This is a genomic window from Hydrogenibacillus schlegelii, assembly GCF_001653195.1.
Taxonomy (GTDB): domain Bacteria; phylum Bacillota; class Bacilli; order Thermicanales; family DSM-22653; genus Hydrogenibacillus; species Hydrogenibacillus schlegelii.
The window spans coordinates 146,146-172,148 of sequence record NZ_JXBB01000001.1 but is presented as its reverse complement, the minus strand read 5'-3'; the positions used below and the strand labels follow the sequence as shown (position 1 = coordinate 172,148).

General features: G+C 63.8%; 28 protein-coding genes. 25 read left to right on the top strand and 3 right to left on the bottom strand.

Annotated elements, in window-relative coordinates; genetic code table 11:
* The 8 genes from SA87_RS00795 to SA87_RS00760 all read left to right on the top strand — a co-directional run bounded on the left by SA87_RS00795 (window position 1) and on the right by SA87_RS00760 (window position 7,692).
* Entirely contained in the window at window positions 1–405 is a 405-nt protein-coding gene (locus SA87_RS00795) for a Rieske (2Fe-2S) protein (protein WP_066197636.1), read from the top strand.
* Window positions 395–748, top strand: coding sequence for a hydrogenase maturation nickel metallochaperone HypA/HybF (locus SA87_RS00790; RefSeq protein ID WP_066197634.1), 354 nt, complete (start codon window positions 395–397; stop codon window positions 746–748). The genes SA87_RS00795 and SA87_RS00790 overlap by 11 nt, the downstream gene beginning before the upstream one ends.
* A gap of 5 nt (window positions 749–753) precedes the next feature.
* Window positions 754–1,422 carry a hydrogenase nickel incorporation protein HypB gene (gene hypB, locus SA87_RS00785; protein ID WP_066197631.1) on the top strand — a complete coding sequence of 223 codons (669 nt, stop codon included), beginning with the start codon at window positions 754–756 and terminating at the stop codon, window positions 1,420–1,422.
* Window positions 1,401–3,695 (top strand): carbamoyltransferase HypF, encoded by a 2,295-nt coding sequence (hypF, locus tag SA87_RS00780; RefSeq protein ID WP_066197628.1) that lies wholly within the window; start codon window positions 1,401–1,403, stop codon window positions 3,693–3,695. The genes hypB and hypF overlap by 22 nt, the downstream gene beginning before the upstream one ends.
* A gap of 37 nt (window positions 3,696–3,732) precedes the next feature.
* Window positions 3,733–3,981 carry a HypC/HybG/HupF family hydrogenase formation chaperone gene (locus SA87_RS00775; RefSeq protein ID WP_066197625.1) on the top strand — a complete coding sequence of 83 codons (249 nt, stop codon included), beginning with the start codon at window positions 3,733–3,735 and terminating at the stop codon, window positions 3,979–3,981.
* Complete coding sequence (hypD, locus tag SA87_RS00770; RefSeq protein WP_066197622.1) at window positions 3,981–5,114, top strand: hydrogenase formation protein HypD; 1,134 nt, start codon at window positions 3,981–3,983, stop codon at window positions 5,112–5,114. The genes SA87_RS00775 and hypD overlap by 1 nt, the downstream gene beginning before the upstream one ends.
* 57 nt (window positions 5,115–5,171) lie before the next feature.
* Window positions 5,172–6,179 carry a hydrogenase expression/formation protein HypE gene (hypE, locus tag SA87_RS00765; RefSeq protein WP_066197619.1) on the top strand — a complete coding sequence of 336 codons (1,008 nt, stop codon included), beginning with the start codon at window positions 5,172–5,174 and terminating at the stop codon, window positions 6,177–6,179.
* 118 nt (window positions 6,180–6,297) lie between these two features.
* On the top strand, window positions 6,298–7,692 hold the full coding sequence (locus SA87_RS00760; RefSeq protein ID WP_066197617.1) for a thymidine phosphorylase: 1,395 nt from the start codon (window positions 6,298–6,300) through the stop codon (window positions 7,690–7,692).
* A 105-nt stretch (window positions 7,693–7,797) separates the two neighbouring features.
* Here SA87_RS00760 and SA87_RS00755 read toward each other — a convergent pair whose 3' ends face one another.
* Window positions 7,798–8,238, bottom strand: a complete 441-nt coding sequence (locus SA87_RS00755; protein WP_066197615.1) for a hypothetical protein — start codon at window positions 8,236–8,238, stop codon at window positions 7,798–7,800.
* Between the two features lie 386 nt (window positions 8,239–8,624).
* On the opposite strand from SA87_RS00755, the gene SA87_RS00750 reads away from it, so the two are divergent.
* The 9 genes from SA87_RS00750 (at window position 8,625) to SA87_RS00710 (ending at window position 15,200) form a co-directional block, all read left to right on the top strand.
* Entirely contained in the window at window positions 8,625–9,023 is a 399-nt protein-coding gene (locus SA87_RS00750) for a DsrE/DsrF/DrsH-like family protein (protein ID WP_066197613.1), read from the top strand.
* Between the two features lie 34 nt (window positions 9,024–9,057).
* Window positions 9,058–9,291 carry a sulfurtransferase TusA family protein gene (locus SA87_RS00745; RefSeq protein ID WP_066198029.1) on the top strand — a complete coding sequence of 78 codons (234 nt, stop codon included), beginning with the start codon at window positions 9,058–9,060 and terminating at the stop codon, window positions 9,289–9,291.
* A 34-nt stretch (window positions 9,292–9,325) separates the two neighbouring features.
* Window positions 9,326–10,465, top strand: a complete 1,140-nt coding sequence (locus SA87_RS00740) for an NAD(P)/FAD-dependent oxidoreductase (protein WP_066197610.1) — start codon at window positions 9,326–9,328, stop codon at window positions 10,463–10,465.
* Window positions 10,466–10,492: 27 nt separating this feature from the next.
* Complete coding sequence (locus SA87_RS00735) at window positions 10,493–11,032, top strand: helical membrane plugin domain-containing protein (protein WP_066197608.1); 540 nt, start codon at window positions 10,493–10,495, stop codon at window positions 11,030–11,032.
* 557 nt (window positions 11,033–11,589) lie between these two features.
* A complete protein-coding gene (locus tag SA87_RS00730) occupies window positions 11,590–12,207 on the top strand; it encodes an energy-coupling factor ABC transporter permease (protein WP_066197606.1) in 618 nt (205 codons plus the stop codon).
* Between the two features lie 157 nt (window positions 12,208–12,364).
* Complete coding sequence (locus tag SA87_RS00725) at window positions 12,365–12,664, top strand: PDGLE domain-containing protein (protein WP_066197602.1); 300 nt, start codon at window positions 12,365–12,367, stop codon at window positions 12,662–12,664.
* A gap of 48 nt (window positions 12,665–12,712) precedes the next feature.
* Window positions 12,713–13,405, top strand: a complete 693-nt coding sequence (locus SA87_RS00720) for an energy-coupling factor transporter transmembrane component T family protein (protein ID WP_066197600.1) — start codon at window positions 12,713–12,715, stop codon at window positions 13,403–13,405.
* Window positions 13,406–13,582: 177 nt separating this feature from the next.
* The gene (locus SA87_RS00715; RefSeq protein WP_066197597.1) at window positions 13,583–14,455 is read left to right on the top strand and encodes an energy-coupling factor ABC transporter ATP-binding protein; all 873 of its coding nucleotides are present in this window, start codon (window positions 13,583–13,585) and stop codon (window positions 14,453–14,455) included.
* Between the two features lie 181 nt (window positions 14,456–14,636).
* Window positions 14,637–15,200, top strand: a complete 564-nt coding sequence (locus SA87_RS00710; protein WP_066197592.1) for a DoxX family protein — start codon at window positions 14,637–14,639, stop codon at window positions 15,198–15,200.
* A gap of 637 nt (window positions 15,201–15,837) precedes the next feature.
* Here the strand turns inward: SA87_RS00710 and SA87_RS00705 are convergent.
* Window positions 15,838–16,515: a GNAT family N-acetyltransferase gene (locus SA87_RS00705; protein WP_066197590.1), complete on the bottom strand. Its 678-nt coding sequence runs from the start codon at window positions 16,513–16,515 to the stop codon at window positions 15,838–15,840.
* Between the two features lie 34 nt (window positions 16,516–16,549).
* Window positions 16,550–17,407 (bottom strand): carbon-nitrogen hydrolase family protein, encoded by an 858-nt coding sequence (locus tag SA87_RS00700; protein ID WP_066197588.1) that lies wholly within the window; start codon window positions 17,405–17,407, stop codon window positions 16,550–16,552.
* A gap of 1,029 nt (window positions 17,408–18,436) precedes the next feature.
* On the opposite strand from SA87_RS00700, the gene alaS reads away from it, so the two are divergent.
* From alaS to SA87_RS00660, 8 genes are all read left to right on the top strand, one after another.
* Window positions 18,437–21,067 carry an alanine--tRNA ligase gene (gene alaS, locus SA87_RS00695; RefSeq protein ID WP_066197584.1) on the top strand — a complete coding sequence of 877 codons (2,631 nt, stop codon included), beginning with the start codon at window positions 18,437–18,439 and terminating at the stop codon, window positions 21,065–21,067.
* Window positions 21,068–21,115: 48 nt separating this feature from the next.
* Window positions 21,116–21,388 (top strand): IreB family regulatory phosphoprotein, encoded by a 273-nt coding sequence (locus tag SA87_RS00690; RefSeq protein WP_066197583.1) that lies wholly within the window; start codon window positions 21,116–21,118, stop codon window positions 21,386–21,388.
* 44 nt (window positions 21,389–21,432) lie between these two features.
* The gene (gene ruvX, locus SA87_RS00685) at window positions 21,433–21,861 is read left to right on the top strand and encodes a Holliday junction resolvase RuvX (RefSeq protein ID WP_066197580.1); all 429 of its coding nucleotides are present in this window, start codon (window positions 21,433–21,435) and stop codon (window positions 21,859–21,861) included.
* Entirely contained in the window at window positions 21,858–22,283 is a 426-nt protein-coding gene (locus SA87_RS00680) for a DUF1292 domain-containing protein (protein WP_082718509.1), read from the top strand. The genes ruvX and SA87_RS00680 overlap by 4 nt, the downstream gene beginning before the upstream one ends.
* Before the next feature lie 156 nt (window positions 22,284–22,439).
* Window positions 22,440–23,483: an endolytic transglycosylase MltG gene (gene mltG / locus SA87_RS00675; RefSeq protein WP_082910420.1), complete on the top strand. Its 1,044-nt coding sequence runs from the start codon at window positions 22,440–22,442 to the stop codon at window positions 23,481–23,483.
* A 149-nt stretch (window positions 23,484–23,632) separates the two neighbouring features.
* Window positions 23,633–24,448 carry a metal ABC transporter ATP-binding protein gene (locus SA87_RS00670; RefSeq protein ID WP_066197574.1) on the top strand — a complete coding sequence of 272 codons (816 nt, stop codon included), beginning with the start codon at window positions 23,633–23,635 and terminating at the stop codon, window positions 24,446–24,448.
* The gene (locus SA87_RS00665) at window positions 24,448–25,458 is read left to right on the top strand and encodes a metal ABC transporter permease (protein WP_322787504.1); all 1,011 of its coding nucleotides are present in this window, start codon (window positions 24,448–24,450) and stop codon (window positions 25,456–25,458) included. Before SA87_RS00670 ends, SA87_RS00665 begins: the two co-directional genes overlap by 1 nt.
* A gap of 36 nt (window positions 25,459–25,494) precedes the next feature.
* The gene (locus SA87_RS00660; protein WP_066197570.1) at window positions 25,495–25,920 is read left to right on the top strand and encodes a Fur family transcriptional regulator; all 426 of its coding nucleotides are present in this window, start codon (window positions 25,495–25,497) and stop codon (window positions 25,918–25,920) included.
* Window positions 25,921–26,003: the final 83 nt, after the last annotated feature.

Genomic DNA, 26,003 nt, shown 5'->3' with positions numbered 1-26,003 from the left:
ATGGCCAAAAGTCTGCTTGACACCGTGAAAGCCGTGGCTGCTCCCTGGGTGGAGATGTACGCCGAGCGGATTGAAGACACGGTCGACGGACTGAGCGGCCTCACGTGGGTCCCCGTATCCGACCGTCCGGCGCGCTCCCCGGGGGCAGCCGAGCTTGTTTTCGTCGGACGCGAGGCGTATTATCTTTACGTTAACCGGCGCGGAGAGCTGAAGGCGTTCGAAAACCGCTGCAGCCGATGTGGAGAACTTTTGACAAACATCGCGGATGCAAAAAAAGTTAAGTGTTTTACGTGCGGCGCAGAGTGGGACGTCTTGCGCGAGGAAGGAACGCTGAAGCCCCGGGAAGTCCTCGTGAAGGTCGAGAATGGACGGCTGTACCTGGGAGTGAAAGCGCATGAGCCATGAAGTGGCGCTGATGGGGGATATGCTGAATCTCGTCGCCGAAGACATGCAGAAGCGCGGGCTGTCGAAGGTCAAAAAGCTGAAGCTGCGCGTCGGGACGTTCTCGCATTCGGTGCCGGACGCCCTGGAGATGGCGTTTGAGATCCACAAAGCGATGAAGGCCCCCATTTTGACGGAAGAAAGCACGCTGGAGATCGAAGTCGAGGAAGCGCGCGCCCGGTGCGTGATTTGCGGGCACGAGTACGTCCCCGATCATCGCGTCGCGCTTTGCCCGAATTGCGGCGTGCCGGGCGGGAAGCTCATCGCCGGCGATGCGATCCGGATCCTGTCCTACGAGGGGGTGTAGCGTCGGTGGCCGAAATCATCCTGTCGCAAGATGCGCTCGCGAGCAACAACCGCGCCGCCGCGCACAACCGTCGGCTGTTCGAACAGTACGGCGTGCTGGTGATCAATGTGATGAGTTCGCCCGGCGCCGGGAAGACGACGCTTCTGGAAAAAACGATCGAGGCGCTCGGCGATCGATACCGCATCGGCGTCATCCAGGGCGACCTGGCGACGCAGATCGACGCCGACCGCGTCCGCGCGCGGGGGGCCAGGGCCGCGCAGATCAATACGCACGGCGTCTGCCACCTCGAGGCGGCGATGGTGAACAAGGTCCTGCCGCAGCTGGATCTGGAGGCGCTTGATCTCCTCTTTATTGAAAACGTCGGCAACCTGGTCTGCCCCTCGGGCTATGACCTCGGCGAGCACCACCGCATCACCGTGCTGAGCGTCCCGGAAGGGAACGACAAGATCCTCAAGTACCCGGTCATGTTTTTGCGGACGGAACTTGTCCTGCTGAACAAGATCGACGTCCTGCCGTATTTCGACTTTGACGTGGAACAGGCGATCGAAGATCTCCGGACGATCAATCCCAAGTCGCGTCTGATTCCCATTTCCGTCAAAGCAGAGACGAACCTGGACGAATGGTACCGGTGGATCGACGAGGTGTACGCGCGGTGGTCGAAGGCCGGCGCATAACCGTCCGCGGGCGCGTCCAGGGGGTCGGGTTCCGGCCGCACGTCGCGCGGCTTGCCCGGCGACTCGGCATCCGCGGCGGCGTGCAGAACACCATGGACGGGGTGCTGATTCGGGCGGAAGGGACACAAGAAGCCCTTGAGGCCTTCATCCGGGCCATTGTGGCGGAAGCGCCGAAGGCGGCGCGGATCGACGCCATGGAGGTGGCGCCGGATCGGCCGGAAGGGGCGCTCGATTTCCGGATTCTTCCGAGCCGCGCGGCGGGCCGCTCGACGTCCGTCATTCCCGTCGATACGGCGGTGTGCGAGGCGTGTCTGGCGGAGATGCGCGATCCTCACGACCGCCGCTACCGCTATCCGTTCATCACCTGCACCCAGTGCGGGCCGCGGTACACGGTGATCGAGGCCCTTCCGTACGATCGCGAGCAGACGGTGATGCGGGCTTTTTCGCTGTGCCCCGATTGCGCCCGCGAATACGGCGATGCAGAAGACCGCCGGTACCACGCGGAGACGATCGCCTGCCCGGCGTGCGGCCCCGCCGTCCGCCTGATCGACGCCGGAGGCCGGCCGATTCCGGGGGACCCGATCGCCCAGGCGAGCGCGCTCCTTCGGGCGGGGAAGATCGTCGCCGTCAAAGGCCTCGGCGGCTATCATCTGGCGTGCGACGCGACCCGGGAGGAGGCGGTCTTCGAACTTCGCCGGCGAAAAAGGCGGCCGCGGAAGCCGCTGGCCGTGATGGCCGCGTCCGTCGAGGCGGCGCGCGGCGCGGTCCGGCTTTCCCCCGAAGAAGAGGCGCTTCTTGCGTCGCCGGCGGCGCCGATCGTCGTCGCCGAGCGCCGGGACGGCGGGCCCCTTGCGCCGTCCGTCGCCCCGGGGCTCCGGACGGTCGGGGTGATGCTGCCGTATACGCCGCTTCATCATCTCCTCTTCGATGCGGGCGCGCCGGCGCTTTTGGTGATGACGAGCGCCAACCTTTCGGGCCTCCCGATTTTTTATCGTGATGAAGAGGCGCTGGAAGGATTGCGGGAGATCGCCGATGCCTTCCTCGTGCACGATCGGCCGATCGCCCATCCGCTGGACGATTCGGTCGTCCGCCTGGTGGGCGGGGACATCGATTTTCTCCGCCGCTCCCGGGGATACGTCCCGGATCCGCTCCCGAGCCCGTTTGACGTGGACGGCGTCGTCGGCCTCGGCGCTGAGGAGAACAATGCGTTTGCCTTCGGTCGGGGGACCCAGCTCTTTGTCGGCCCGCACATCGGCGACATGGAGACGGTGGAGGTCGAGGAACGGTACATCCGCGAGTTTGAACATTTTCACCGCTGGCTGGGCGTGGACCTTAACATCATCGCCATGGACCGCCATCCGCTGTTTGCCACGCGCCGGATCGCCGAGCGGCTGAAAGCGGCTTTTCCGGACGTCGAAATCGTCGAAGTCCAGCACCATCATGCGCATATGGCGGCCTGCATGGGGGAAAACGGCCTTGAGGGCCCGGCCTTCGGCATCATCCTCGACGGAACGGGCTACGGCACGGACGGCGCCATCTGGGGCTTTGAGGTGCTGTACGGGTCGTACGACGGTTTCCGGCGCGTGGCCCATCTGCGCTATACCCCGCTCCCGGGCGGCGACAAGGCGGTGCGGGAGCCGTGGCGGAACGCTCTGGGGATGCTCGTCCGCCTTTTCGGCCGGGAGGAGGCACTGAGGCTGCTGGAAGCGCGCTTTCCGGAGCGGCGGACGGCGCTTCCGATCCTCGCTTCCCTGGTCGAGCGCCGGGAGCTCGTGGCCGAGGCCGGAACGTGCGGGCGGCTGTTCGATGCGGCAAGCGCCCTTCTCGGTCTCGCGGAAGTCGCCGGGTATGACGGCGAACCGGCGATTTTGCTCTCCGAGCGGGTGGACGCCGACGCCGAATACGCCCCGTATGCGTTCGCAATCGAAGAAGGCGATCCGATGGTCATCGATATGACGCCCATGCTTCGCGCGCTGCTTCACGAGTACGGCGAAGGGCGGCCGATAGAGGCGATCGCCGGCCGGTTCCACGCCACGATCGTCGCGAGCCTGGTGGAGGTGATCCGGCGGGCCCGGATGCGGCATCCGGCGTGGTCTCGGGACGTCGTGCTCTCCGGCGGGAGTTTCCACAACCCGTATTTGCGCGTCCATCTGCGCCGGGCGCTTCGCGCCCTCGGGATGAACGTCTACACCCACCGCCTGTTGCCGCCGGGCGACGGCGGCCTTGCGGCGGGGCAGATCTGGGTGGCCGCCCGGACCAAAAGGGCGCGATGAGGGCATGCGCAAGGTCAGAACAAGGAGGGAGAACGCTATGTGCGTCGGCGTACCGGGTAAAGTGATCGAGCGGGACGAATACACGGCGATCGTCGAAGTGATGGGGTCGCGCATGAAGGTCGGCATCATTCTCGTGCCCGACGTTCAGGTCGGCGACTATGTTCTCGTCCACGCGGGAAAAGCGCTTCAGATCGTCGATGAGGAATATGCCCGGGCGAGCGTGGAAGCGTGGGCGCTGATCGGCGAACTCCGCGAACAAGGCGTCCTCGAGGAGAGTGACCGCTGATGGACACGGCGGTGCGCTCGCCGCTTGCGGCGGCGCTGGCCCAAACGAAGGACCCGGTCCTCGCGCGGAGGCTCCTCGATCGGGTCAAGGACCTGGCCGAACGCTTCATCGCCCGGCACGGCCGGCCGGCGGCGATCATGGAGGTATGCGGATCGCATACCCACGCGCTGGCGGAAACCGGCGTTAAAGACGCCCTCCGCGGGGCGGTCCGGCTGATTTCCGGACCGGGTTGTCCGGTGTGCGTCACCGATCAGGCGGAGATCGACGCGATGATCGCCCTGGCCGAAGGACAGGGCCGCATCATCGCCACGTTCGGCGATATGCTGCGGGTTCCCGGGTCCAGAGGATCGCTCATGAAGGCGAAAGTGGAAAAAGGGGCGGACGTCCGCGTCGTGTACTCGCCTTCGGATGCCGTGCGGATCGCCGCCGAACATCCGGACCGAGAGGTCATTTTTTTGGGCGTCGGGTTCGAGACGACGATTCCCATCCTCGCCGCCGCCGTCGCCGAAGCCGAGGCGCTCGGACTTCGCAATTTTTCCCTGTGGATGTCGACGAACCTCGTCGAGCCGGTGATGCGCCATCTCCTGGAAAGCGGAGAAGTCCGCATCGACGGGTTTTTGCTCCCGGGGCACGTCGCGACGGTGATCGGACGGCAGGGCTTTTTGTTTCTCGCCGAGGAATACCGAAAGCCCGGCGTCATCGCCGGCTTTGAAGTGAACGAGCTTTTGAGTTCGCTCTACCTGCTTCTCGAGTTGCTCCTCGCCGGCCGCGCCGAGGTCCTGAACAATTACCCGAGCGTCGTCCGCGAGGACGGCAATCCGGCGGCGCGCCGCTTGATGGAACGCTATTTTGTCCCCGTCGACCAGCCGTGGCGGGAGATGGGGATCATCCCGCAAAGCGGAATGGACTTTCGGGAAGCATATGCCCGGTTTGACGCCAAGCGGAAGTTTCCCGTCCGGGTGGGCAAGCCGAAACCGACGGCCTGTCGCTGCGGGGAGGTCATTCGAGGGCTCATCGAGCCGGATGCGTGTCCCCTTTTCGGCCGCGCGTGCACGCCCGAACACGCCATCGGGCCCTGCATGGTCTCTTCGGAAGGGGCCTGCGCGGCGCATTACAAATACTTGCGCGCCTGATCGCCGCTCGCGCGGCCGGTATCGAACGGCCGAAGGCGCAAGAAAGGCGGTGGGTCGATGTCGAGCCAACAGGTGAGCCTCGAGCACGGCGAAGGGGGGGAGCTCAGCCATAAGCTCCTCCGGGAGGTGTTCGTCTCTCGTTTCGGTCATGCCGAAGAGAGCAAGTGGGACGCGGCCCGCCTGGCGGTGCCGGAAGGCCGGATCGCGCTCACGACCGATACGTTTACGCTGCAGCCGCTTTTTGTGAACGGATGCAACATCGGTAAGCTCGCCGTCGCCGGCACGGTGAACGATCTTACGGTGAGCGGCGCCGTCCCCCGCTATCTCACGGCGGGGTTTGTGATCGAGGAAGGGTTTCCCGTCCGGGATCTGGTGACGATCGTCGACGCCATGGCGGCCGAGGCCCAAAAAAGCGGCGTGCGCATCGTCGCCGGCGACACGAAGATCGTAAAGCGCGGCACGATCGGCGGCGTGATCATCAATACGGCGGGCGTCGGGGTGATCCCCCCGGAGTTCGACCTTCATCCGGAAGCGATGCGGGAAGGGGACGCCGTCATCGTCAGCGGCCCGATCGGGGACCATGCCGTGGCGGTGCTCGCGGCGCGGGGAGAGCTCGGGGTGATGACGGATCTTCCGAGCGATTGTACGTCGCTTTATCCGATGATCCGCCGGGTGCGGGAGACGGGGGCGGCGATTCGCTTCATGCGCGATCCGACGCGCGGCGGTCTGGCCACCGCGCTGGTCGAGATCGCCGAAGATTTCGGCGCAGAGATCGAGATCGAGCAGGAAGCGGTCCCCATCCGCCCGGAAGTGGAAGGGGTATGCGAGATACTCGGGTATGATCCGCTCTATTTCGCCAGCGAAGGGAAGGCCGTCCTGATCGTCGCCGAGGCCGACGCGCCGCGCGTGCTTCAAGCCTTGCGGGAGACCGAGGAAGGGAAAGAAGCGGCGGTGATCGGCCGTATCGTCGGCCGGGGCGAGGGCAAGGTCCTGCTGAAGAGCGCCCTCGGTTCGCGGCGCCGCGTGTTGAGGCTGCAAGGTATGCAGCTCCCGCGGATCTGTTAGCCGGAGATCCGGAGCCGGGGATCTGCAAGCCCGGGATTTCGGCGGGTTTCTTCCGGGCGCTCCGGCGGGCGCCTTCCCTCGAGGGGCGCCTTACTGAGCGGCGTGAAGGGGGATGCGGATGCATGCCGTAGACGTGGTCCGGAAAAAAGAGCGCGGAGAGACGCTTCAGGTCCACGAGATCCGCCGGATGGTCGAAGGGCTGGTGGACGGCACCCTGCCGGAAGCGGAGACGCGGGCGTTGATCCGGGCCGTATCCAGGCGCGGACTCAGCGAAGACGAAACGCTGGCCCTGGCGCGGGCCATCGCCGAGACGGGAGACACCTTGGACCTGTCTTCCGACCTGTCTTCCGTCCCCGGGGTGAAGGTGGGCAAGATCACGACGGGGGGCGTCGGGGACAAAACATCTTTGGTGGCGCTTCCGGCGGTGGCCGCGCTGGGCCTGCCGGTCGCCCACGTGTCTGCCCGCGGGCTCGGGCCGCATGCCGGGTCGGTCGACAAGCTCGCGGCGATCCCCGGCTTTCGGAGCGCCATCGGCCGGGAAGCGTTCCTCACGCAGGTGCAGGACATCGGCCTTGCCGTGATGGAAAAGCCGGCGTCGATGGCGCCGGCCGCCGACCGCCTGCTTGCGGTCGTCTACGACGCTTTCCTGGAGGAAATCGGTCGGACGTATGGCGCGGAGGGAACGGACGGTGCCGGGCGCAAACCGGATGCCGGTGCCGAGGGCAGCGCGCTCCTTCCGCCGGCGCTGGGCGTGGCCGTTTTCATGGGGCGCCTGCTCGCCGCTGGTTACGAGGCGCTCCTTGTGGACGTCAAGGTCGGCGCGGGGGCGCTCTTCCGTTCGGAAGAAGACGCCCGGTCGTTTGCCGAGCTTTGGGTCCGCTTAAGCCGGCGGCTCGGGAAAAAGGGCGCGGCCGTGATCGTCAATATGAACCAGCCCCACGGCCAGGAGGTCGGCACTGCGAATGAAGTGCGCGAAGCCGTGGAGGTCCTGATGGGCCGCGGCCCGGACGACGTCCTGGGGTTGAGCATGCGCCTGGGGGGCGAGATGCTTCTGCTTTCGGAAACGGCAAAGACCATTGAGGAAGCGGTCAACCGGGTCTATGAGGCGATCCGCTCCGGCGCGGCCCTGCTCAAATTCAAAGAGTGGGTGGAGCGTCAGGGGGCGGACGCGGCGTTTATCGATGAGCCGGCCCTCCTTCCGCAGCCGGAATATGAGGCCGTCATCGGCGCGCAGGCGGAAGGGGTGCTTCTTCCGGTCGATGCCGGCTTGGTCGGCGCGGCGCTCCTGCTCGCCGGCGGCGCTCGGCGTCGGTTGGATGCGCCGCTCGATCCCGCCTGCGGGGCGACCCTTTACTACAAAGAAAGCGAAAAAGTCTCCCGCGGCGAGGCGCTCGCGCGCCTCGTCGCCGGCCGCGACATCCCCGACGAAGCGGCGGAGATGCTCGCTTCGGCTTTTCGGATGACGGATCAAAACATCATGTACAGCCATACGGTCATCGATGTGGTCAAATGAGCGAAAGAGTCGACGAAGCGTCCAAAGGCCCGATGCGGCGGCATCGGGCCTTTTTTGCCGGGCGGGGCCGTCGGTTCCGAACGCGACCGTCGGCGATGAGGCAGGTTACGGCTTTTCGATGCGAAAGGCCAGACGAAGCGCCTGCGCCTCGTCCATCCCACGAAAAGCGGCACCGTAGGCAATCCGCTCGACGGCGTCGATGATGGCCAGCGCTTGGATCTCGGTGAGGCCGCGCAGCTTTTCGATAAGGGCGGCGCCGTCGACGCGGTACACCTCATCCAGCCGACGCTCCAGGATGGCCCCGCGGATGTTGGCCGCAAGCAGCGCGGCCGCATGGACAAGCGGCACTTCCGATGACACGCCTTTGTACGCTTCGTAAATGAGGCGGGCCTCAGGCTCCGTCAGGCCGACCTCGTCTAGGGCGCGCTGGTAAAGCTTGTACAATCGGCCGAGGTCGCGGCTTACGACGAGATGGCCGGGCCCGCGTTCTTCGACCTGGCGCAAGATCGCGGGCGTCAACTGGACGCCGGGCGCTTCGCGGGACACAGGATCACTCCTTTACGCTCACCGGAGACGGTCGAGACGATCGGCTTCGCTCGAACATCCCTGCCGACGAAGATCTTCATTCGATCCGATTCTCACAGGGAAGGATGGTCATAAGTCGATCATATGCGGGCAAACGGCGGGCGTCAAGCAAAAACTACGCGAATCTGGGGTATTCACAAAACGCTCACGGCGCATTCACAGGAAGATCATACCTTTGTATCAACATTGTGAAATACATCACCTGATCCTTGTCGCTCCATGATCGTGGCTTTATGATAAGGGTGCAACTACCCTACCCGGGAGGGTAATAACCTGCGGTTTCGGATCCGCCGTCTGAGCCTCGGGGATCGTCATTGCCGAGCCGCTTGCGAAAGGAGGAAAAGCCCATGACGAAAAACGCGCAAAAGCTCTCGATCGTGCTCGCGTCAGAGGAGCTGGAGAAAGTGCATGCCGCGTCGCTCATCGCCTCGGTCGCGGCGATGTCGGGGATGGAGGTTCACCTGTTCGTGACGATGAACGGGCTCGTCCCGTTCCTCAAATCGACGCAGGCGGAAGGGCGCTTCCGCACCGGGGTCGTCGGCGAAGCGCTGCGGGCAAAAGCGCAGCCGTTTACGGAGCTGATCGCGAACGGAAAGGAACTGGGGACGCTGAAGGTTTACGCTTGTGCCCTGGCGATGGACGTGATGAACTGGTCGAAGGCGGACCTGATCGACGTGTTCGATGACGTGATCGGCGTGAGCGCCTTTTTCAACATCGCCGCCGGCGGCGCGATCGTCACGATGTAATCGGCCGAGATCCATGATTCAGGAGGGATGGAAGATGGCGCAAGCGACGAAGACCATCGATGCTCGGGGATCGTTTTGCCCGGGACCGCTCATGGAGTTGATCAAAGCGACGCGCGCGGCGGAGGTCGGCGACGTGCTCGAAGTGCTTTCCAACGATGCCGGGTCGGCCAAAGACATCCCCGAATGGGCGAAGAAGATGGGCCATACGGTGCTGTACGTCGAAGAAGCCGAGGGATACTGGAAGATCGCGATCAAAAAAGAGCGCTGATGAAGTGCCCGATTGACGATCAGAGGGGGTGGCCATGGCCATGCGCATTGTCGTGCTCGGCGGCGGGACGGCCGGAACGACCGTGGCCAACCGACTGGCGCGGGCGCTTCGCCCGGAAATACGACGCGGCGCCGTCGAAGTGACGGTCGTCACCGATCGCGATCGACATTGGTATCAGCCCGGGTATTTGTTCGTCGTGTTCAACGAGCGGCCCCTTGAAGATTTCGTCCGCCCCGAGCGGGCGCTCCTTCTTCCGGACGTCGGCATGGTGGTGGATGCGATCACGCGCATCGATCTTGAGCGCAAACAACTGATCTCGCCGCACCGGCACTATCCGTATGACGTGCTCGTCATCGCCACCGGTTCCTATCCCGACTTTCAGAGCGTCCCCGGGTTGGCCGAGGTCACCTACAATTTTTATACGCCCGAAGGGGCCGAGCGGCTGCGCGATCGGTTGACGACGTGGACGGGCGGGCGCATCATGATCGTGCAGGACGTTCCGCATAAATGTCCGGCCGCTCCGGTCGAAGTGACGCTCATGTTGGACGATTATTTTCGCCGTCGACGACTGCGCGATCGGGTGGAGATCGTTTACACGTATCCGATCGGCCGGGTGCACGCCGCAGAACCGATTGCCGATTGGGCGAAACAACAGTTCGATGCCCGCGGCATCCGGTACGAAACGTTTTTCAACATGGAAGCGGTCGACCCGAAGCGGCAGGTCGTCTTGACCATGGACGGAGGCGAGCATCCTTTTGATCTTCTGATCTCGATCCCGGCGCACAAAGGCGCCGGGGTGATCCTAAACTCCGGCATCGGCGATGAGTCGGGCTTCATTCCGACCGATCGTCATACGCTCAAGATGATCGGCCAGGATGACGTCTATGTGCTCGGCGATGCGACGAACCTTCCGATCAGCAAGGCGGGGTCGACGGCCCACTATCAGGCGGAGGTGCTGGTGAAAAACCTCGTCGATCGCGTGCGCGGCCTTCCGGAGACGCACCTTTACAACGGAAAGGTGGCTTGCTTTTTGGAAAACAGTTTGGGGGACGCGAGTTTCATCACGTTCGACTACGACCGCCCCCCCAAACCGGCCGCGACGTCCGAGCTCCTCCACTGGTTCAAGGGGATGTATAACGACCTGTACTGGCTGACGGCCCGCGGTCTGATGTAGGGGGGAGAGATGTAGGGGGGAGAGGCGATGGAAGTCGAATGGACGAAGAAAGACGTCGAATGGACGGAGAAAGCAGTCGGCGCGCTTGAAAAGCTGGACGACTGGCTGACGGAAGAACGCCTCGCGCGGCTTGAGGCGCTCTTACGGCGGAGCGAGGAAGCGGCGCCGCTTCTCGATCGACTTCAGGCGATGCACGAGCGGGGCACACTCGATGCGCTCTTCGAGATTGCGGAATTTGTCGCCGTTGCCAAGTCGTCGATGACGCAACCGATGATCCAGGACGTGACGGGGCTTTTCGTGCGGGCGGCGATGGCGCTCGACGATGCGGTCTCGGCCGGCCTCATCGACGACCTCAAGGCGCTGGGCGAGGCGTACCGGACGGTCAAGTTGGGCAAAGAAACGCCTCCGGAGCCGAAGTCGACGCTCGCGCTGCTTCGGGCGCTTTCCGATCCCGAAGTCCGGTCGGCGCTCGGTTTTGGGCTCGCGCTTTTTAAGCACTGGGCGCGCGTGAGGCGCGAGCGGTCAGACGCCCAGGACCGAACAGGCGTACATGAGGCGGGCGTGTGAAGCGGATGATGCGGATCGACACAGATCCTGGCACAACGGCTCATGTCCTATTAAGGCGTCAATGAAATTGACGTATCGTCCGTCATTCCGTCTTGCCGTTTTGCCGAGGACGCCGTCTCGTCAATGGAACGCTCCTGCTTTTCATGGGCTTTCTTCCGTCTTCGCAGGCCCGCCTGGGCAGGGCCGGTGCATCAAGGGAAAAGGCATTGCCCTCGCTGCGCGGCTCCATATCAAGAAGTGTGATCAGCGGATCGCGGCCGGCGCTTTTGCCCGACGCTCGGTGAGGTCTGCTTCGTTTTTGCGAAGCGGCCGGCGGGGAAGACGGTGGCCGGCGCGTCAGACCGAGCGCGTGTCCATAGACGGTTTCATAGGCGGTCAGAGCCTCCTTGGGATGGGGTGTGGTGTTGGGGACGATCCCATGAGCGCTCTGACCGCCTTTTTCCTGCTTGAGCAACCACACTTTTTAGCTTAGAGCCTCGCTGCGCTTGACAAGGTCTTCGTGATACGGTATAGTGAAAACAATCCCGAGTCATGACACGTTTTATGGAGGTTGTGCTATGCATGTGCCGGACGGGCTTTTAAGCCCGCCTGTCGTGATCGGAACGAACGCCGTGAGTCTGGCGGTGCTCGCTCAAAGCGTGCGCGCGGTCAGACGGGACCTCGAACCGGAAAAACTCCCGGCCATGGGCGCCGCCGCCGCGTTTTTGTTTGCGGCTCAGATGGTCAATTTCCCGCTGCTCGGAGCGGCCACCTCGGGGCATCTCATCGGCGGCGCCTTTGCGGCGATCTTGTTTGGTTTTTATCCGGCAACGCTGATCATGGCCGTCATTCTCTTCCTGCAGGCGATTCTTTTTCAGGACGGCGGGATCACGGCGCTTGGACTGAACATCCTGGCGATGGGCATCGTCGCACCGCTGGTCGGGCGGGCCGTCTACGGCGGTCTGTCGCGTCTGCCGGATGCCGTGAGGGCCTTTGTCGCGTCCTGGCTGAGCGTGGAGGCGGGAGCCTTCATCATCGCCCTGATGCTCGGGCTGTCCGGTGTCGTTCCGTATGGGCCGGCCATCGCGACGCTCCTTTTCTGGCATGCCTGGATCGGGATCGGGGAAGGGTTGATCACGGCCGTCATCTTGCCGTTTGCGCGCCGGTCCGCGTACCGGCTGGTCGATGAAGCCTAGCGAACGGCGCTTCGGACGTGGCGCCATGAAGCTCGCATCGGATGCATCGGATGAAGCGAGGGGCGTGTCGGGCCCTTGGGCTGAAGTAACGCGAAGCGTGCTGAAGTGGGAAGCGCCTCTCGGATGAAGGAATGACGGCGGGGAAGGACGATGAAAGGTGAAGCGCATCGCCGTGTGGCTGTTCATCGCGCTTATCGTCGGCGGAGGCTTATCTCTCTGGGCTTCGACGGATCCGGACGGGTTCGAACGGGCGGGCGAGGATCTCGGATATCTGGAACAGGAACGCGTGTGGTATCATGCGCCGTTTGCCGATTATCACGTGCCGGGTCTTCCCGCGTGGCTTTCGCAAAGCCTTGCGGGGATCGTCGGAGTGCTTCTGGCGTTCGCGCTGTTTTGGCTTATCGGCCGGTGGTTGGCGTCGCGGCCGACAAGGCCGGGCGGTTCGTTTCGCCGGTAGATAAAGCGATGACGGACTGGCGCAAAAGAGAGGGGTGTCCGTTCGCCGGTGCGACTTCGTCATCCGCCGCTGAAAGCGGCCTTTTTCTTTGTTTCGGCGTTTTTGGGGGCGTTGCTCGGGCGGCTTGAGTCGATCTTGGTGTCGGACGTGTACGGCCTCATCCTTCTGGCCGCGGCGGCGGTACCGCCGGCGCACGTGTGGCAGCGCCTGCGGTATGCGCTGTGGATCGTGCTTTTGATGTTTCTCTTTTTTCCGCTGATCGCTCCCACGCCAGGCGCGGGGCTCGTCCAGGCGGCGCGGTACGGCGGGCGGCTTCTGTTCATCGGCTTTATGCTGGCCTTCCTGTTTCACGAGCTCCCCCTCGACCATTTTTTTCGGGCGCTTCAGGCGCTGCGCGTGCCCGGCGTGATCGTCTGGCTCCTCCGTTTTACCGTCCGCTTCGGGGAACTGGCCAAAATCGAGGCTGCCCGGATGCGCATGGCCTTGCGCGCCCGCGGATATCGCGAACGGTCGTTCTTTTCGCTTTCCGCGTACCGCGCGCTGTCGCGCCTTTTGGGCGCGCTTTTGCTCCGGACGCTGGCGCGAAGCGAGCGGGTGACCGTTGCCCTCCGCGCGCGCGGTTTTACGGGCGACGAACGGTTGCCGCCTTTTCCGCCCGGTCCGCCGGGGGAGCGGTGGATCGCGGCACTTTGGCTTTTGCCCTTGCTCTTGCTCCTGGGGTGGGAGGGGCTCGTCCGTTGACGCGCTTGGGGGCGTTTGTTCGGTGGTGACCTTGGAGGCGTATCGCGGCCGGATTGATATCGTGAGCACTTGGGCGGTTTTTAGAAACAGCTCGTCCACGGCGGGCTCCGGCAGGTGTCCGTCCGTCGTCGGTCCGGGGCGCGTGCCGGCGATTCAGAGACGTGAAGGAGGCAGGCGATGTCCACACCGCTCTTTCAGCTGGACGGCGTTTGTTACCGGTACCGGCAGGGGGCGCCGTATGCGGTGGAGGCGCTCACGCTGACGATCGAGGCGGGGCAGCGGACGGCGATCGTCGGTGCCAACGGCTCGGGCAAATCGACGACGCTCATGTTGATGAAAGGGCTGTTTCGCCCGGAGTGCGGGAAGGTACGCTACCGCGGTCGGCCCGTCTACGAACGGTCCAAAGCGGACCGACGTGCGCCCGTTCTCCCTGAGGTCGGGATTGCGTTCCAGGAGCCTGATGATCAGCTCATCTCGCTTACGGTGTGGGAAGACGTGCTCTTTACGCCGCTTCAGCTCGGCCTTCCGCTCGAAGAGGCGGAAGAGCGAGCGCGCTGGGCCCTTTCGACGCTGTCCATTTCCCACCTGGCCGATCGGCCGCCGCATGCGTTAAGTTACGGGCAGAAGAAGCTCGTCGCCATCGCGGGGGTGCTCGCCGCCCGGCCAGAGACGATCCTGTTTGATGAGCCGACGGCTTTTCTCGATCCGGCCGGGAGGCGACGCATCCATGCGGTGCTTGAGACGCTCGGCGAACAGGGCGTCCAGCTCATCGTTGCCACCCACGACATGCAGTTCGTTGCCGACTGGGCCGACCGCGTTGTCGTGCTCAAGGAGGGCCGATTGCTCGGGCATTGGACCCCGGAGGCGTTTTTTGCCGACGGGGAAAAAGTCGAAGCGGCCTCCCTCGAGCGGCCGCCGGTGGCCGAGCTCATCGCCGATCTCTACGACGGCGATTCCGGGTCGCTTCCGATTCGCACCGACGCGGCCCGGGAATGGCTGCGCGCAAAGCTTTCCGCGTCCAAACGCACGTCGATCGAACCGTCCTGGTGAGCCGGCGGTGGTTGGGGGAAGCGGCGGCTTCTTTGGGCCGCGATGTCAGGGGGAAGGTGCCTCTTCGCAGCCCGCTCCTTTCCTTGTTGACAGCTTTGTGAAACATTTCACTTTCCGCTTGTGATGCCGTCTCCGGCGCTGTTATACTGGAGATGGAAAAAGACGAAAGGAGGGAAAGAAGATGGGATTTGACGAACGCTGGACGCGGGGCGTGGCGGCGGCGCAACCGGTCGCTCCCGTCGTCCTCTGGCTTCGGGAGAATTTTTACGCGTCCCTGGGGCTTTTCGTCATCCGGCTCTATCTGGGATGGACGTGGTTGATGGCAGGGGTGCATAAGCTGAGCGGCTTTGATGCGTCGGGCTACCTCAAGGGCGCTCTGGCGAAGGCCACCGGCGACCACCCCGACGTCCAGTGGTGGTGGGCCCGTTTTCTCGAGGGTTTCGCCATCCCCAATGTCGGGCTCTTCAATTTCCTTGTGCCGTGGGGGGAGGTGCTCGTCGGCATCGGACTGCTTCTTGGGTGTTTTACGACGGCAGCGGTCTTTTTTGGAGCGGTGATGAACTTCTCCTTCATGTTCAGTGGCACGGTGAGCACCAACCCGCAGATGATCCTGCTCAGCATCTTCCTCCTCATCGCCGGCGCCAACGCGGGACGCATCGGCCTCGACCGTTGGATCGTGCCGTACATCCGGGACGCCTGGGCGAAAGCGCGACGGAGCGGAAAAAGCGTTCCGGTCGGCAATTAAAGCGCTTTCGGGCGGGAGGCACGTTGGCCGGGACCGCGAATTGCCGGCTTGCCGGATGCCGCCGCGGCCGGTGGCGCACCGCGGTCGATGGCGGAGATCAAGGTTCGGAATCCGCGGACGCGTCGGCGCCTTCGGACGAAGCGCTCAACACCGGCGATCTCGCCCGTTCGCTTTTCCGCCGGGACGGGGGATGACGACGGGGAACGCCGTCGGAAAAGGCCGCGGTCGGAAACGGCGGGAAGGGGGCCTTGGACGACGCGTTTGAAAGCGCTTTATACGGGCGCCCGAAAGGGTGAAGGCGGCAGGACCGACCGCATCGGACGACCGCCGGGGTGAACGGCCGCCGGCGGTCGTCCGCGTGCGAAAACCGAGGACGGAAGAAGCGTGGTGGGGGCATCTTTAGCGCTGCGGGCGCATCTACTGGAGCGGGTCGAAGCCGAACAGCGGCAGATCGCCGCCCTCCTTCGATGTTCGTCCAAGAGACGATCGGTCGCCGTTCGGCTTGCTCGATGGGGCGGAATAATAACGCATCCATAATTTCCTTCGTGAACAATGCTCGGATCTTCTTCAGGAGAGAATACGTATGGCATCAACGGGTGCATTTGTTTAAGCAAGGGATCCTGAATACTCGTACTCCTTATAAAGAATCGGCGGCGAAAAAGGGATTTTTCCATTCCATAAGCACTGCATAATTGCATGATTCTTCATCTTCAAGATAGTTCGCGATCACTTTTACGGGCGTTCGGCCACAGCGAAGCAGGAAGGTGATCACCGGGTCCTTCAATTCCCCTTTGACGACCGCTTCGAGGTATTGTTCCGCGGTCATCTCCGCCGCTTTTTTATGATAGCCGGGCATTCTGCCTCCGCCCAGCAGCCGTTTAAGCCCTTTGTGAATCACGACGTCATACATGGAAAACATCAACCATTTTCCCAATCCTAATTTGCGATAGGCGGGGCGCACGGAAATGTCGACGACGTAAAGGGTATCCCCGTTGGGCCGATGGTTGCGAATATATCCGTTATCGGTGATCTCTTCCCATGTATGATCCGGATGATCGGGATCAAAGTCCACGATCATCCCCGTCATCGATCCCGCGATTTCACCGTTCACCTCCACGCACAAGGCGCCCTCCGGAAACAGCGTCACATGGTTTTTGAGCTGTTCCGTGTTCCACCATAACTCGGACGGGAACGGCGGAGGAAAGCTTTCCTGTTGAATGCGGATTAAATCCGGGAAGTCCCGTTCCGTATAATTTCGGATGACCGCCGGGACCGGCCGGTCCCGGTCAAAAACGTAAAATGTTTTCCGGTACAATTTTCTCTCTCCTTCAAACCGCGGGGTTTTTCACTTATGCCCAGTCCGGGTAGAGATCCGTCCGCCGGTCGCGCCATGTGGTGACGGACCCGCTTTGGCGAACTCGGTCTAACAGTTCCAAATCGAGGTCCGCGGTCACCACCATATCCTCATTGATTTCCCCCTCCGCCAGGATACCCCGGGGCGGAAACGGAATATCGTTGGGCGTGATCACCGCCGCTTGCCCAAAATTAGCCCGCATAAAGTCGACCGTGGGAAGGGAACCGACGGTCCCCGTCGTCACGACATAGACCTGGTTTTCAATCGTTCTCGCATGGCAGCTGTAACGGACCCGGTGGAATCCGTGCCGATCATCGGTACAGGACGGGCAGAAAATCACATCCGCGCCTTTGGCTCTGGCCATGCGAGCGATCTCGGGAAATTCGATGTCATAGCAGATTAAAATGGCGACCTTTCCTTTGTCGGTTTCAAACACTTGCAGGCTGTCGCCGGGCGTGATCGTCCATTCTTTCACTTCCGTCGGCGTGAGATGAAGCTTCGGTTGTTCCGCGATCCTTCCGTCCGGATAGAACAGATGCGCGACGTTGTATAACCGGCCCCCTTTGCGAACGACGTGGGTTCCTGCGATAATGTGCATCTTCGTCTCAATTGCCAAGGATGAAAACAAATCCCGATACTGCTCCGTGAAATCGGGCAAATCGTGGATGGTTAAGGCGTTCCCGCGTTCGTCACCGATGGACAGGAGTTGGGTTGTAAAAAATTCGGGGAACAAGACAAACTCGGCGCCGAATTCTGCGGCCGTTTTAATGTAATGCTCCACCTGTCTGGCGAAATCTTCAAATGACCGGATCGTATGCAGGTGATATTGGACCGCCGATACTCTCATTTTCATCCTTTAAGATCCTCCACGTGAGCGCATGCCGGTCGCCGGGACGGAAAAAACGCTTCATGATGCGCTTCTTTATTGGCGGGGAAACAAGTTATAATGGGCGACACGGTCATTATGAGGGATATGATCGGCATGCGCAAGGGGGTGCTTTTTTGTAACTGAGGATGCACACATAAACGAAGGTCAAACAGATCCGTGGAGGCGTTCAAGATCCCATGGGCGATCTGGAATTCAAAGCGGATCAATGCGGTCAATGATCCGGCTTAGCTTAGAGCCCCGGCCGACTTGCACCGCCGCCGCCCGCACGGTATACTACGCTTAAGCGCCGGATGAGCGGCGACGGCGATGGTTGCGCCGGATCGGATCCCTGGCGCGGGAATTCGATAAGGGAAAACGAAAAGAAACGAAAAGGCAAAAACGAACGCGATGACGGACCGAAGCGCGGCGCTCCGCCGCCCAGAGAGGGCCCTCCCGGCATCGCCGGTGGCTGCAAGGGGCCCCGGCGGGACCGCGCAGGCCAGTCCGGAGCGCAGGCGAAGTCCGGTTCGCCGTTGCGGCGGAAGCCGGGGCGTCGATCGGACGCCGGTGGACCCTGTTTGGACCGGACGCCGGTGGGCCCCGGTTTCGGCGGAGATCGATGCCGGTAAAGCCGGTGTCGGCCGAGTGTCGGCTCGGCGACGATCGCCGGTTTTCGTCCGGCGGGATCCATCGGTCCAGAGCCCCCGCTCGCCCGAGGACCGGAGGGAAGCCTGACGGCGGCGGCCGTTATTCGCCGAGAGCGGTTCGGAAGGCGAAGGGCGCGGCACACGGAGAAGGCGAAGCGCGCCGAAGGTCGGCGTGGCGGTGTCGGCCCGGCCGTGCGGCGGTGACCCGTCTCGCCCATTCCGGACAAGCAGGGTGGTACCGCGAGCGAGCGCTCGTCCCTGAGGGACGGGCGCTTTTATGGTGATAAAGATGAATTGGGGATAAAGAATTTGACAAAGAAGGGAGGAGCGGCCCGGCCGGCGACTCTGGCGCGCCGGGCCCGATCGAATGAAAGGTCAGGAGATCCGCGAAAAGTTCCTCTCGTTCTTCGAGGCCAAAGGCCACCTCGTCGTCCCGCCGGCTTCCCTGATCCCGGTCGACGATCCGAGCCTTCTTTTTATCAACTCCGGCGTGGCGACGCTCAAAAAGTACTTCGACGGCCGGGAGGCGCCGCCGAATCCACGGCTCGCGAACGTCCAGAAGTCGATCCGGACGAACGACATCGAAAACGTCGGCAAGACCGCCCGGCACCACACCTTCTTCGAGATGCTGGGGAATTTTTCGATCGGCGACTACTTCAAGCGAGAGGCGATCCGTTGGGCGTGGGAATTCCTCACCGACCGCCGGTGGATCGGCTTTGACCCGGACCGCCTGAGCGTGACGATTCACCCGGAAGACGACGAGGCGTACGCGATCTGGCGGCATGAGATCGGCCTTCCGGAGGAGCGGATCGTCCGGCTGGAGGGGAATTTCTGGGACATCGGGGAAGGGCCGTCAGGACCGAACAGCGAGATTTTCTACGATCGGGGGCCGGCGTTCGGCGACGATCCGAACGATCCGGAGCTATACCCCGGCGGGGAAAACGAGCGCTACCTCGAGATCTGGAACCTCGTCTTCTCCCAGTTCAACCACAATCCCGACGGGACGTACACGCCCCTTCCGAGCAAAAACATCGACACCGGCATGGGCCTCGAGCGGATGGCGTCGATCCTCCAGGACGGCGAGACGAACTTCGACACCGACCTCTTCCTCCCGATCATCCGCCGGACGGAAGCCCTCTCCGGCGTCCGGTACCGCTCGAGCCGGGAAGCGGACGTCGCCTTCCGCGTCATCGCCGACCACATCCGAGCCCTCACCTTCGCCATCGCCGACGGGGCGCTGCCGTCCAACGAAGGTCGGGGTTACGTCCTTCGGCGGCTCCTCCGGCGGGCGGTCCGCTACGGCCGGAAGCTCGGATTCGACACGCCGTTTTTGCACCGGCTGGTCGGCGCCGTCGAGGAGATCATGGGGGCGTTCTACCCCGAAATTCCGGCGCGGAAAAGTCACGTCGAAGACGTCATCCGGCGGGAAGAAGAGCGGTTTTACGAGCGGCTCGACGAGGGGATGCGCCTCATCGAGGAGACGATCGCCCGGGCGAAGCGGGAAGGTCGGTCGGCGCTGAGCGGCGAGGAGGCGTTCGTCCTCTACGACACGTACGGCTTTCCGCTCGACCTCACCGTCGACGTCGCCGCCGAACATGGCCTCGCCGTCGATCGAGAAGGCTTCGAACGGGAGATGGAGGTGCAGCGGGAGCGGGCCCGCCGCGCCCGGGCGGCGATCGATTCGATGCAGGTGCAGGGCGGCGAGCTCCGGACGTTCAACGCCGAAAGCCGCTTCGTCGGCTACGACGTCCTCGACGTACCGGCGGCGCGGGTGATCGGCCTCTTCCGGAACGACCGGCGGGTGCCGGCGCTCGAAGCCGGAGATGAAGGCCTCGTCTTCCTCGACGAGACGCCCTTTTACGCCGAAAGCGGCGGTCAGGTGGCCGACCGGGGGACGATCGAAGGCGACGGCGTCGTCCTCGACGTCCTCGACGTGACGAAGGCGCCTCACGGTCAGCACGCCCATCGGGTGCAGGTCCGAAGCGGCGCCGTCCGGGAAGGGGACGTCGTCCGGGCGACCGTCGATCCGGAGGCGCGGGCGGACGTGATCAAAAACCACACCGCGACCCACCTCCTCCATCAGGCGCTCCGGGACGTTCTCGGTCCCCACGTCGCCCAGGCCGGCTCCCTCGTCGCGCCGGACCGGCTCCGGTTCGACTTCTCTCATTACGGTCCGCTTACGCCGGAGGAGCTCCGGGCGATCGAGGCGAGGGTGAACGAACAGATCTGGGCGGCGCTTCCGGTCGACTGGTTCCTGAAACCGCTCGACGAGGCGAAAAAGATGGGCGCGATGGCGCTCTTCGGCGAGAAATACGGCGCGATCGTCCGCGTGGTGAAGGTCGGCGATTACAGCCTGGAACTCTGCGGGGGTTGCCACGTCCGGAACACGCAGGAGATCGGCCTCTTCGTCATCACCTTTGAAGGCGGGATCGGCGCCGGCGTCCGGCGGATCGAGGCGGTGACCGGCCGGCACGCTTATCGCTACGTCCGCGAGCGGCTTGATCTCCTCGCCCGGGCGGCCGACGCCCTTCGGGCGGAGCCGGCGGAGGTCCCGGCGAAGATCGACGCCCTCTGGCAGGAGCTCAAGGCCGCCCTGCGGGAAAGCGACCGGCTCAAAGACAAGCTCGCCACCCACGAAGCCCTCGCCCTCTGGGACCGGGCCCGAACGGTCGCCGGCATGACGGTGCTTGCGGCCAAAGTCGACGCCCCGGACATGGACGCCCTCCGAAAGACGATCGATGCCCTTCGGTCGAGCCCGAAAGGCCAGGCGGGGGCGGTCATCGTGCTCGGCGCGGCGGCGGAGGACAAGGCGCTTTTTGTCGCCGCCGTCTCACCGGACCTTGTGCAAAAAGGCGTGCATGCCGGGGAGATCGTCAAGCGCATCGCGGCGATCGCGGGCGGCGGCGGCGGCGGCCGACCGGAGATGGCCCAGGCCGGCGGAAAGCGGCCGGAAAAGGTCGATGAGGCCCTTCAGACCATCTTTACAATCCTTGGCTGAAGCGGTATGATACGGTTGAAGCGGTCAGGGGAGCGGGGAGGGACGGCCATGAACGACGAGACTCGGAAGTTCGACGCCGCGCCCGGCGGCGACCCCCAGTCGCCGCACGAAGTCCTCGTGGCCGTCTACCGGGCCTTGGAAGAAAAAGGCTATGACCCGATCCGCCAGCTCGTCGGTTACCTCATTTCCGGTGAACCGGCGTACATCCCGCGCCACAACAATGCCCGGGCGATCATCCGGAAAGTGCCGCGGGATGACTTGATCGAACATCTGCTCACGTATTACCTCGAGCGGGAAGGGTTGGGCGAGGCGCGTCGCTAGACGCCCGCCCTACATATTTTTTGCGCGGGGGAACACGTTAAAAGATGAGGATCATGGCCCTCGACGTCGGGACGAAGACGATCGGCGTGGCGCTGTCGGATCCGCTCGGAATCACCGCCCAGGCCCTCGAGACCGTCCGCCGGAGAGGCGGCGGCGAGTTCGACCGCCTGGCAGAGCTCATCGCGCGCCACGGCGTCGAAGCCGTCGTCGTCGGCCTGCCGAAAAACCTCGACAACACCCCGGGGAAAATGGCTGAGCAGGCCCGGGCGGTCGGGCGGCACATCGCCCGTCGGTTCGGCCTCCCGGTGATCTACTGGGATGAACGGCTCACGACGGTCGCCGCCGAGCGGGTGCTCCTCGAGGCGGATTTGAGCCGGAGGCGGCGGAAAGACGTCATCGACGCCCTGGCCGCTCAGTTCATTTTGCAACATTATCTCGATGCCCGCCGGGCACAAGGAGGTCCGCCGCAATGACCGATCACCGGGATGAACACGAGCACGTCCACGCGCACGGCCGCGATCACGCGCATGATCGTGGTCACGACCGCGCCCATGCCCATCTTCACGACCATGATCACGATCACGACCCCGAATTCGACCTCGACTTCGACGACATCGAAGAGAACATCATTTACATTGCCGACGAAGACGGCAACGAGCAGGCGTACGAGATCCTGACGGAGATCGACGACGAAGATTCCGGGAAGCGCTATATCCTCGTCTCGGCCCTCGACGACGGAGAAGACGACGGGGAGGAGGAAGCGGACGAGGTGCTCGCTTTCCGCTACGAAGAAGACGAAGAGGGCGGCATGACCCTTTACCCGATCGAGACGGATGAAGAGTGGGCCCTCGTCGAGGAGGCCTTCCAGACGCTTGTCGACGAAGGCCAAGTGTGACCCGGCGAAGCGCCGGAAGAAATCGAGCCGCCGGCGCCACGGCCGGATCGGCCGCCGGGCGGTCCGCGAGCAAGCGGCCGGGGGCCGCCGGTCGGCAGGCGTCGGATGAAGGGGGCGGGGAGACCGCCCTTTTTTTCGTGGGGGAGGAGAGGCAGGATGAAACGGCGCCGGGTGCTCTGGGGAGGGCTGGGCCTGATCGCCTTCGTCGCGGCCGGGATGGTCGCCGCTTTCGGGTGGGTGCGGGCGGAGTTGCGCCCGCTTCCGCCGGGGCCGGAGGTCGAGGTGACGGTGCCGGCGGGGGCGGACGTCCGCGCCATCGGCCGGGCGCTTCAGAAGGCCGGCCTCATCCGGAACGACATCGTCTTCTGGGCCTACGTCCGCCTGATGCGACCCGACGCGGCCGGTCGCCTTCAGGCGGGGGTGTACCGCTTCCGTCCGGGGATGACGCTTGAGGCGATCGTCGACGCCCTCGCCCGGGGGGACGTCTACCGGGAGACGGTGACGTTTACGATTCCGGAAGGGTTTACGGTGGAGGAGATCGCCGATCGGCTTCAGACGCTCGGCCTCGTCGATCGGGATGTCTTTTTAAGGGAAGTGAAGGAAGGCGACTTCGCGTTTCGCTATCTGGACCGAATTCCCGTCTCGCCGGAGCGCAAGTACCGTCTGGAGGGCTATCTCTTTCCCGACACGTACACAGTGGACAAAAACGCTTCGGCCCATGCCATCATCGAACGGATGCTTCGGCGTTTTGAGGAGATGTTTCCCGAAGCTTGGGCGGAACGGGCGGCGGTGCTCGGCCTTTCGGTCGATCAGGCGGTGACGCTCGCGTCGATCGTCGAACGGGAGGCGGTGCGGGACGATGAACGGGCCCGGATCGCCGGCGTCTTTTATAACCGCATCAAGGCCCGCTGGCGGCTCGAGTCGTGCGCCACGGTCGAATACGTCCTCGACGTGCATAAGGAGCGGCTTACGCTCGAAGACTTGAAGGTGAACGATCCGTACAACACCTACCTTCACGACGGCCTCCCGCCCGGGCCGATCGCCAACCCCGGGAAAAAGTCTCTCGAGGCGGTGCTCTGGCCGGAAGAACACGACTACTTTTTCTTCGTCGCCAAAAACGACGGGAGCGGCGGGCATTATTTCAGCAAAACGTACGAGGAACACCTGAGGCATAACGCCAAAAGCAGCGGAAATTTTTAATCCACTTGGGAGGTTTTAAGCCGCTTGACAGAAGGGGCGGGCAGATCTACAATAAAACGGAATCATTCCGATTCTGAGTGAGGCCGCCAAAAAGAGGGGGGCGCATCCCGGCGCGAAGCCCGACGTCCTGACGGAAAGGAGGGTGGGCGATGGGCGCCTTGTTCGAAAAGGAACGCGTTCTGGAGGCGGAAAACATCACCTTTCGGTATGAGGCGGAACCGGTGCTGAACCATGTCTCACTCACCCTGCACCGGGGAGAGCTTCTCGGCCTCGTCGGTCCGAACGGTTCCGGAAAGTCGACGCTGCTTAAGATCATCCTCGGGCTTTTGCCGCTTCAGGAAGGATCGGTTCGCTGGTTTGGAACGCCCATCGAGCGCTTCCGCGACTGGGGGCGGATCGGCTACGTCTCGCAAAAGGCGGCGAGCTTCAACACCGGCTTTCCGGCGACGGTGGAAGAAGTTGTCCGAATGGGGCTTACGGCGCGCCTCGGACTCTTTCGCCGGCCGGGACGGCGGGAGGCGGAGAAAGTGCTCGAAGCGCTCGATTTTGTCGGCATGGCGGATGTTCGTCACCGGCACATCGGCGCCCTCTCCGGCGGCCAGCAGCAGCGGGTGTTCATCGCCCGGGCGCTCGTCGGCGATCCGGACGTGCTCATCCTCGACGAACCGACGGTCGGCGTCGACGCCCGGTCGGAGGAGCGGTTCTACGCCCTTCTGGAAAAGCTCCACCGGGAGCGGGACCTGTCGATCATCCTCGTCTCTCACGACCTCGGCGTCGTCTCGGAGAAGATGGACACCATCGCCTGCCTCAACCACGAGCTCTTCTACCACGGGAGTGCCGCCGGCTTTCGCGCCGAGCGGGAGGCGATCGTCGGCCGGACGTACGGCCACGGGATGGCGATCCTCTCCCACGGCCACGCATCGGAGGCGCTTCGGGCCGGGGCGCGGGAGGAGGGGAGGGCGTGATGGGCGTATTGGGTGAGATGGTGGCGGCGTTCTGGACTTATCCGTTTTTGCGGCATGCGCTCCTGGCCGGTCTGATTGCCGGTTTCGTGGCCCCGCTCATCGGCGCGTTCGTCGTCGTCCGGCGCCTTTCGATCATCGCCGACGCGCTGGCGCACGTCATGCTGGCCGGCGTGGCCCTCGGCTATCTCCTGGGGGCGACGTATCCGGCCTTAAGCCGCTTTCCGGTTGTCGGCTACGGCACCGCCGTCGCCCTCATCGCGGCGCTCCTCATCGAACGGCTGCGGACGACATACCGTTCGTATTCTGAGCTTGCGATCCCGATCATCATGTCGACGGGGATCGGGCTCAGCATCGTTCTCATCGGCCTCGCCCGGGGGATCAACGTCGACCTCATCGGGCTTCTGTTCGGGAACATCTTGTCGGTCACCGCCGGCGACGTCCTTCGGATCGCCGCCCTCGCGCTCGTCGTCGTCGGGACGGTCGCTCTGTTTTATAAGGAGCTTCTCTTCCTTTCGTTCGACGAGGAGGCGGCCCGCGTCTCCGGCGTGCCGCATCGGGCGCTCAACTTCATCTTCAGCGCTCTCATCGCCCTCGTCATCAGCGTGGCGATGCAGGTGGTCGGGACCCTGCTCATCTCGGCCCTGATCACGCTGCCGGTGGCGGCGGCGCTCCGCCTCGCGAAAAGCTTTCGGGTTCTGATGCTCTTAAGCATCGTCTTCGCCGAGACGAGCGTCCTCGTCGGCTTGACGGCGTCGTACGCCTTTGACCTCGCCACCGGCGGGTCGATCGTCCTCGTCGCCGCCGGAATTCTTCTCGCCGTCCTCGCCGCCGAACGCCTGAGACTCGGTCATCGGCGGAGGGCCGGCGCCCTTCGCCGCCGGCCGATCGGCGTGGAGCGCGGTTCGGCGTCCGCCCGGCCGGATGAGGCCGGTCGGTCCGAGGAGTGCGGGCGCTCGGCGCCGCCCTCGCCGGCGCCGGCGAAGCGGATTTCCGCGCAACGTCTTCGCTGATGCCGTTGGGGGCCACCCAAGAAAGGGGGGAGAGTCGTGACGGTCGAAGAGGCGCTCCGCATCCTGGGAGAGAAGGGCTACAAGTCGACCGGCAAGCGGGAGGCGCTCCTTCGCCTCCTGGCCCGGGAAGATCGGTACCTCACCGCCAAAGAAGCCCTTCGCCTGATGCACCGGGACTATCCGGATTTAAGCTTTGATACGATCTACCGCAACCTGGCGCTCTTTCACGAGCTCGGCATCGTCCACATGACGGAGTTCGACGGCGAACGGCGCTACCGCCTCCGTTGTCCGATCGAGGGCCATCACCATCACCTGATCTGCCTTTCCTGCGGGACGACGCAGGAAATCCTGGCCTGTCCGCTCGACGCGATGTGGAGTCAGCCGGACGGCTTCATCATCGCCGGGCATAAATTTGAAGTCTACGGCTACTGCCGGTCGTGCGCCGAGGCGACGGCCCACTAGGCCGGTCGCCAGCCGACCCCCGCCCGGCAGAATCGGAAGGAAGTCCATCCCGGCCGTCCGGTCGGTCCGGTCTTTGAACGGAG

Bases quoted from the DNA above. Each gene is read 5' to 3' on its own strand.
- SA87_RS00760 (WP_066197617.1), top strand. From the start codon at position 6,298: ATGCATGCCGTAGACGTGGTCCGGAAAAAAGAGCGCGGAGAGACGCTT.
- SA87_RS00665 (WP_322787504.1), top strand. From the start codon at position 24,448: ATGGGCGTATTGGGTGAGATGGTGGCGGCGTTCTGGACTTATCCGTTT.
- hypD (WP_066197622.1), top strand. From the start codon at position 3,981: ATGGACACGGCGGTGCGCTCGCCGCTTGCGGCGGCGCTGGCCCAAACG.
- SA87_RS00730 (WP_066197606.1), top strand. From the start codon at position 11,590: ATGCATGTGCCGGACGGGCTTTTAAGCCCGCCTGTCGTGATCGGAACG.
- SA87_RS00670 (WP_066197574.1), top strand. From the start codon at position 23,633: ATGGGCGCCTTGTTCGAAAAGGAACGCGTTCTGGAGGCGGAAAACATC.
- hypE (WP_066197619.1), top strand. From the start codon at position 5,172: ATGTCGAGCCAACAGGTGAGCCTCGAGCACGGCGAAGGGGGGGAGCTC.
- SA87_RS00795 (WP_066197636.1), top strand. From the start codon at position 1: ATGGCCAAAAGTCTGCTTGACACCGTGAAAGCCGTGGCTGCTCCCTGG.
- SA87_RS00740 (WP_066197610.1), top strand. From the start codon at position 9,326: ATGGCCATGCGCATTGTCGTGCTCGGCGGCGGGACGGCCGGAACGACC.
- SA87_RS00735 (WP_066197608.1), top strand. From the start codon at position 10,493: ATGGAAGTCGAATGGACGAAGAAAGACGTCGAATGGACGGAGAAAGCA.
- SA87_RS00745 (WP_066198029.1), top strand. From the start codon at position 9,058: ATGGCGCAAGCGACGAAGACCATCGATGCTCGGGGATCGTTTTGCCCG.
- SA87_RS00715 (WP_066197597.1), top strand. From the start codon at position 13,583: ATGTCCACACCGCTCTTTCAGCTGGACGGCGTTTGTTACCGGTACCGG.
- SA87_RS00790 (WP_066197634.1), top strand. From the start codon at position 395: ATGAGCCATGAAGTGGCGCTGATGGGGGATATGCTGAATCTCGTCGCC.
- SA87_RS00700 (WP_066197588.1), bottom strand. From the start codon at position 17,407: ATGAAAATGAGAGTATCGGCGGTCCAATATCACCTGCATACGATCCGG.
- SA87_RS00750 (WP_066197613.1), top strand. From the start codon at position 8,625: ATGACGAAAAACGCGCAAAAGCTCTCGATCGTGCTCGCGTCAGAGGAG.
- SA87_RS00710 (WP_066197592.1), top strand. From the start codon at position 14,637: ATGGGATTTGACGAACGCTGGACGCGGGGCGTGGCGGCGGCGCAACCG.
- mltG (WP_082910420.1), top strand. From the start codon at position 22,440: ATGAAACGGCGCCGGGTGCTCTGGGGAGGGCTGGGCCTGATCGCCTTC.
- SA87_RS00775 (WP_066197625.1), top strand. From the start codon at position 3,733: ATGTGCGTCGGCGTACCGGGTAAAGTGATCGAGCGGGACGAATACACG.
- alaS (WP_066197584.1), top strand. From the start codon at position 18,437: ATGAAAGGTCAGGAGATCCGCGAAAAGTTCCTCTCGTTCTTCGAGGCC.
- SA87_RS00680 (WP_082718509.1), top strand. From the start codon at position 21,858: ATGACCGATCACCGGGATGAACACGAGCACGTCCACGCGCACGGCCGC.
- SA87_RS00690 (WP_066197583.1), top strand. From the start codon at position 21,116: ATGAACGACGAGACTCGGAAGTTCGACGCCGCGCCCGGCGGCGACCCC.
- ruvX (WP_066197580.1), top strand. From the start codon at position 21,433: ATGAGGATCATGGCCCTCGACGTCGGGACGAAGACGATCGGCGTGGCG.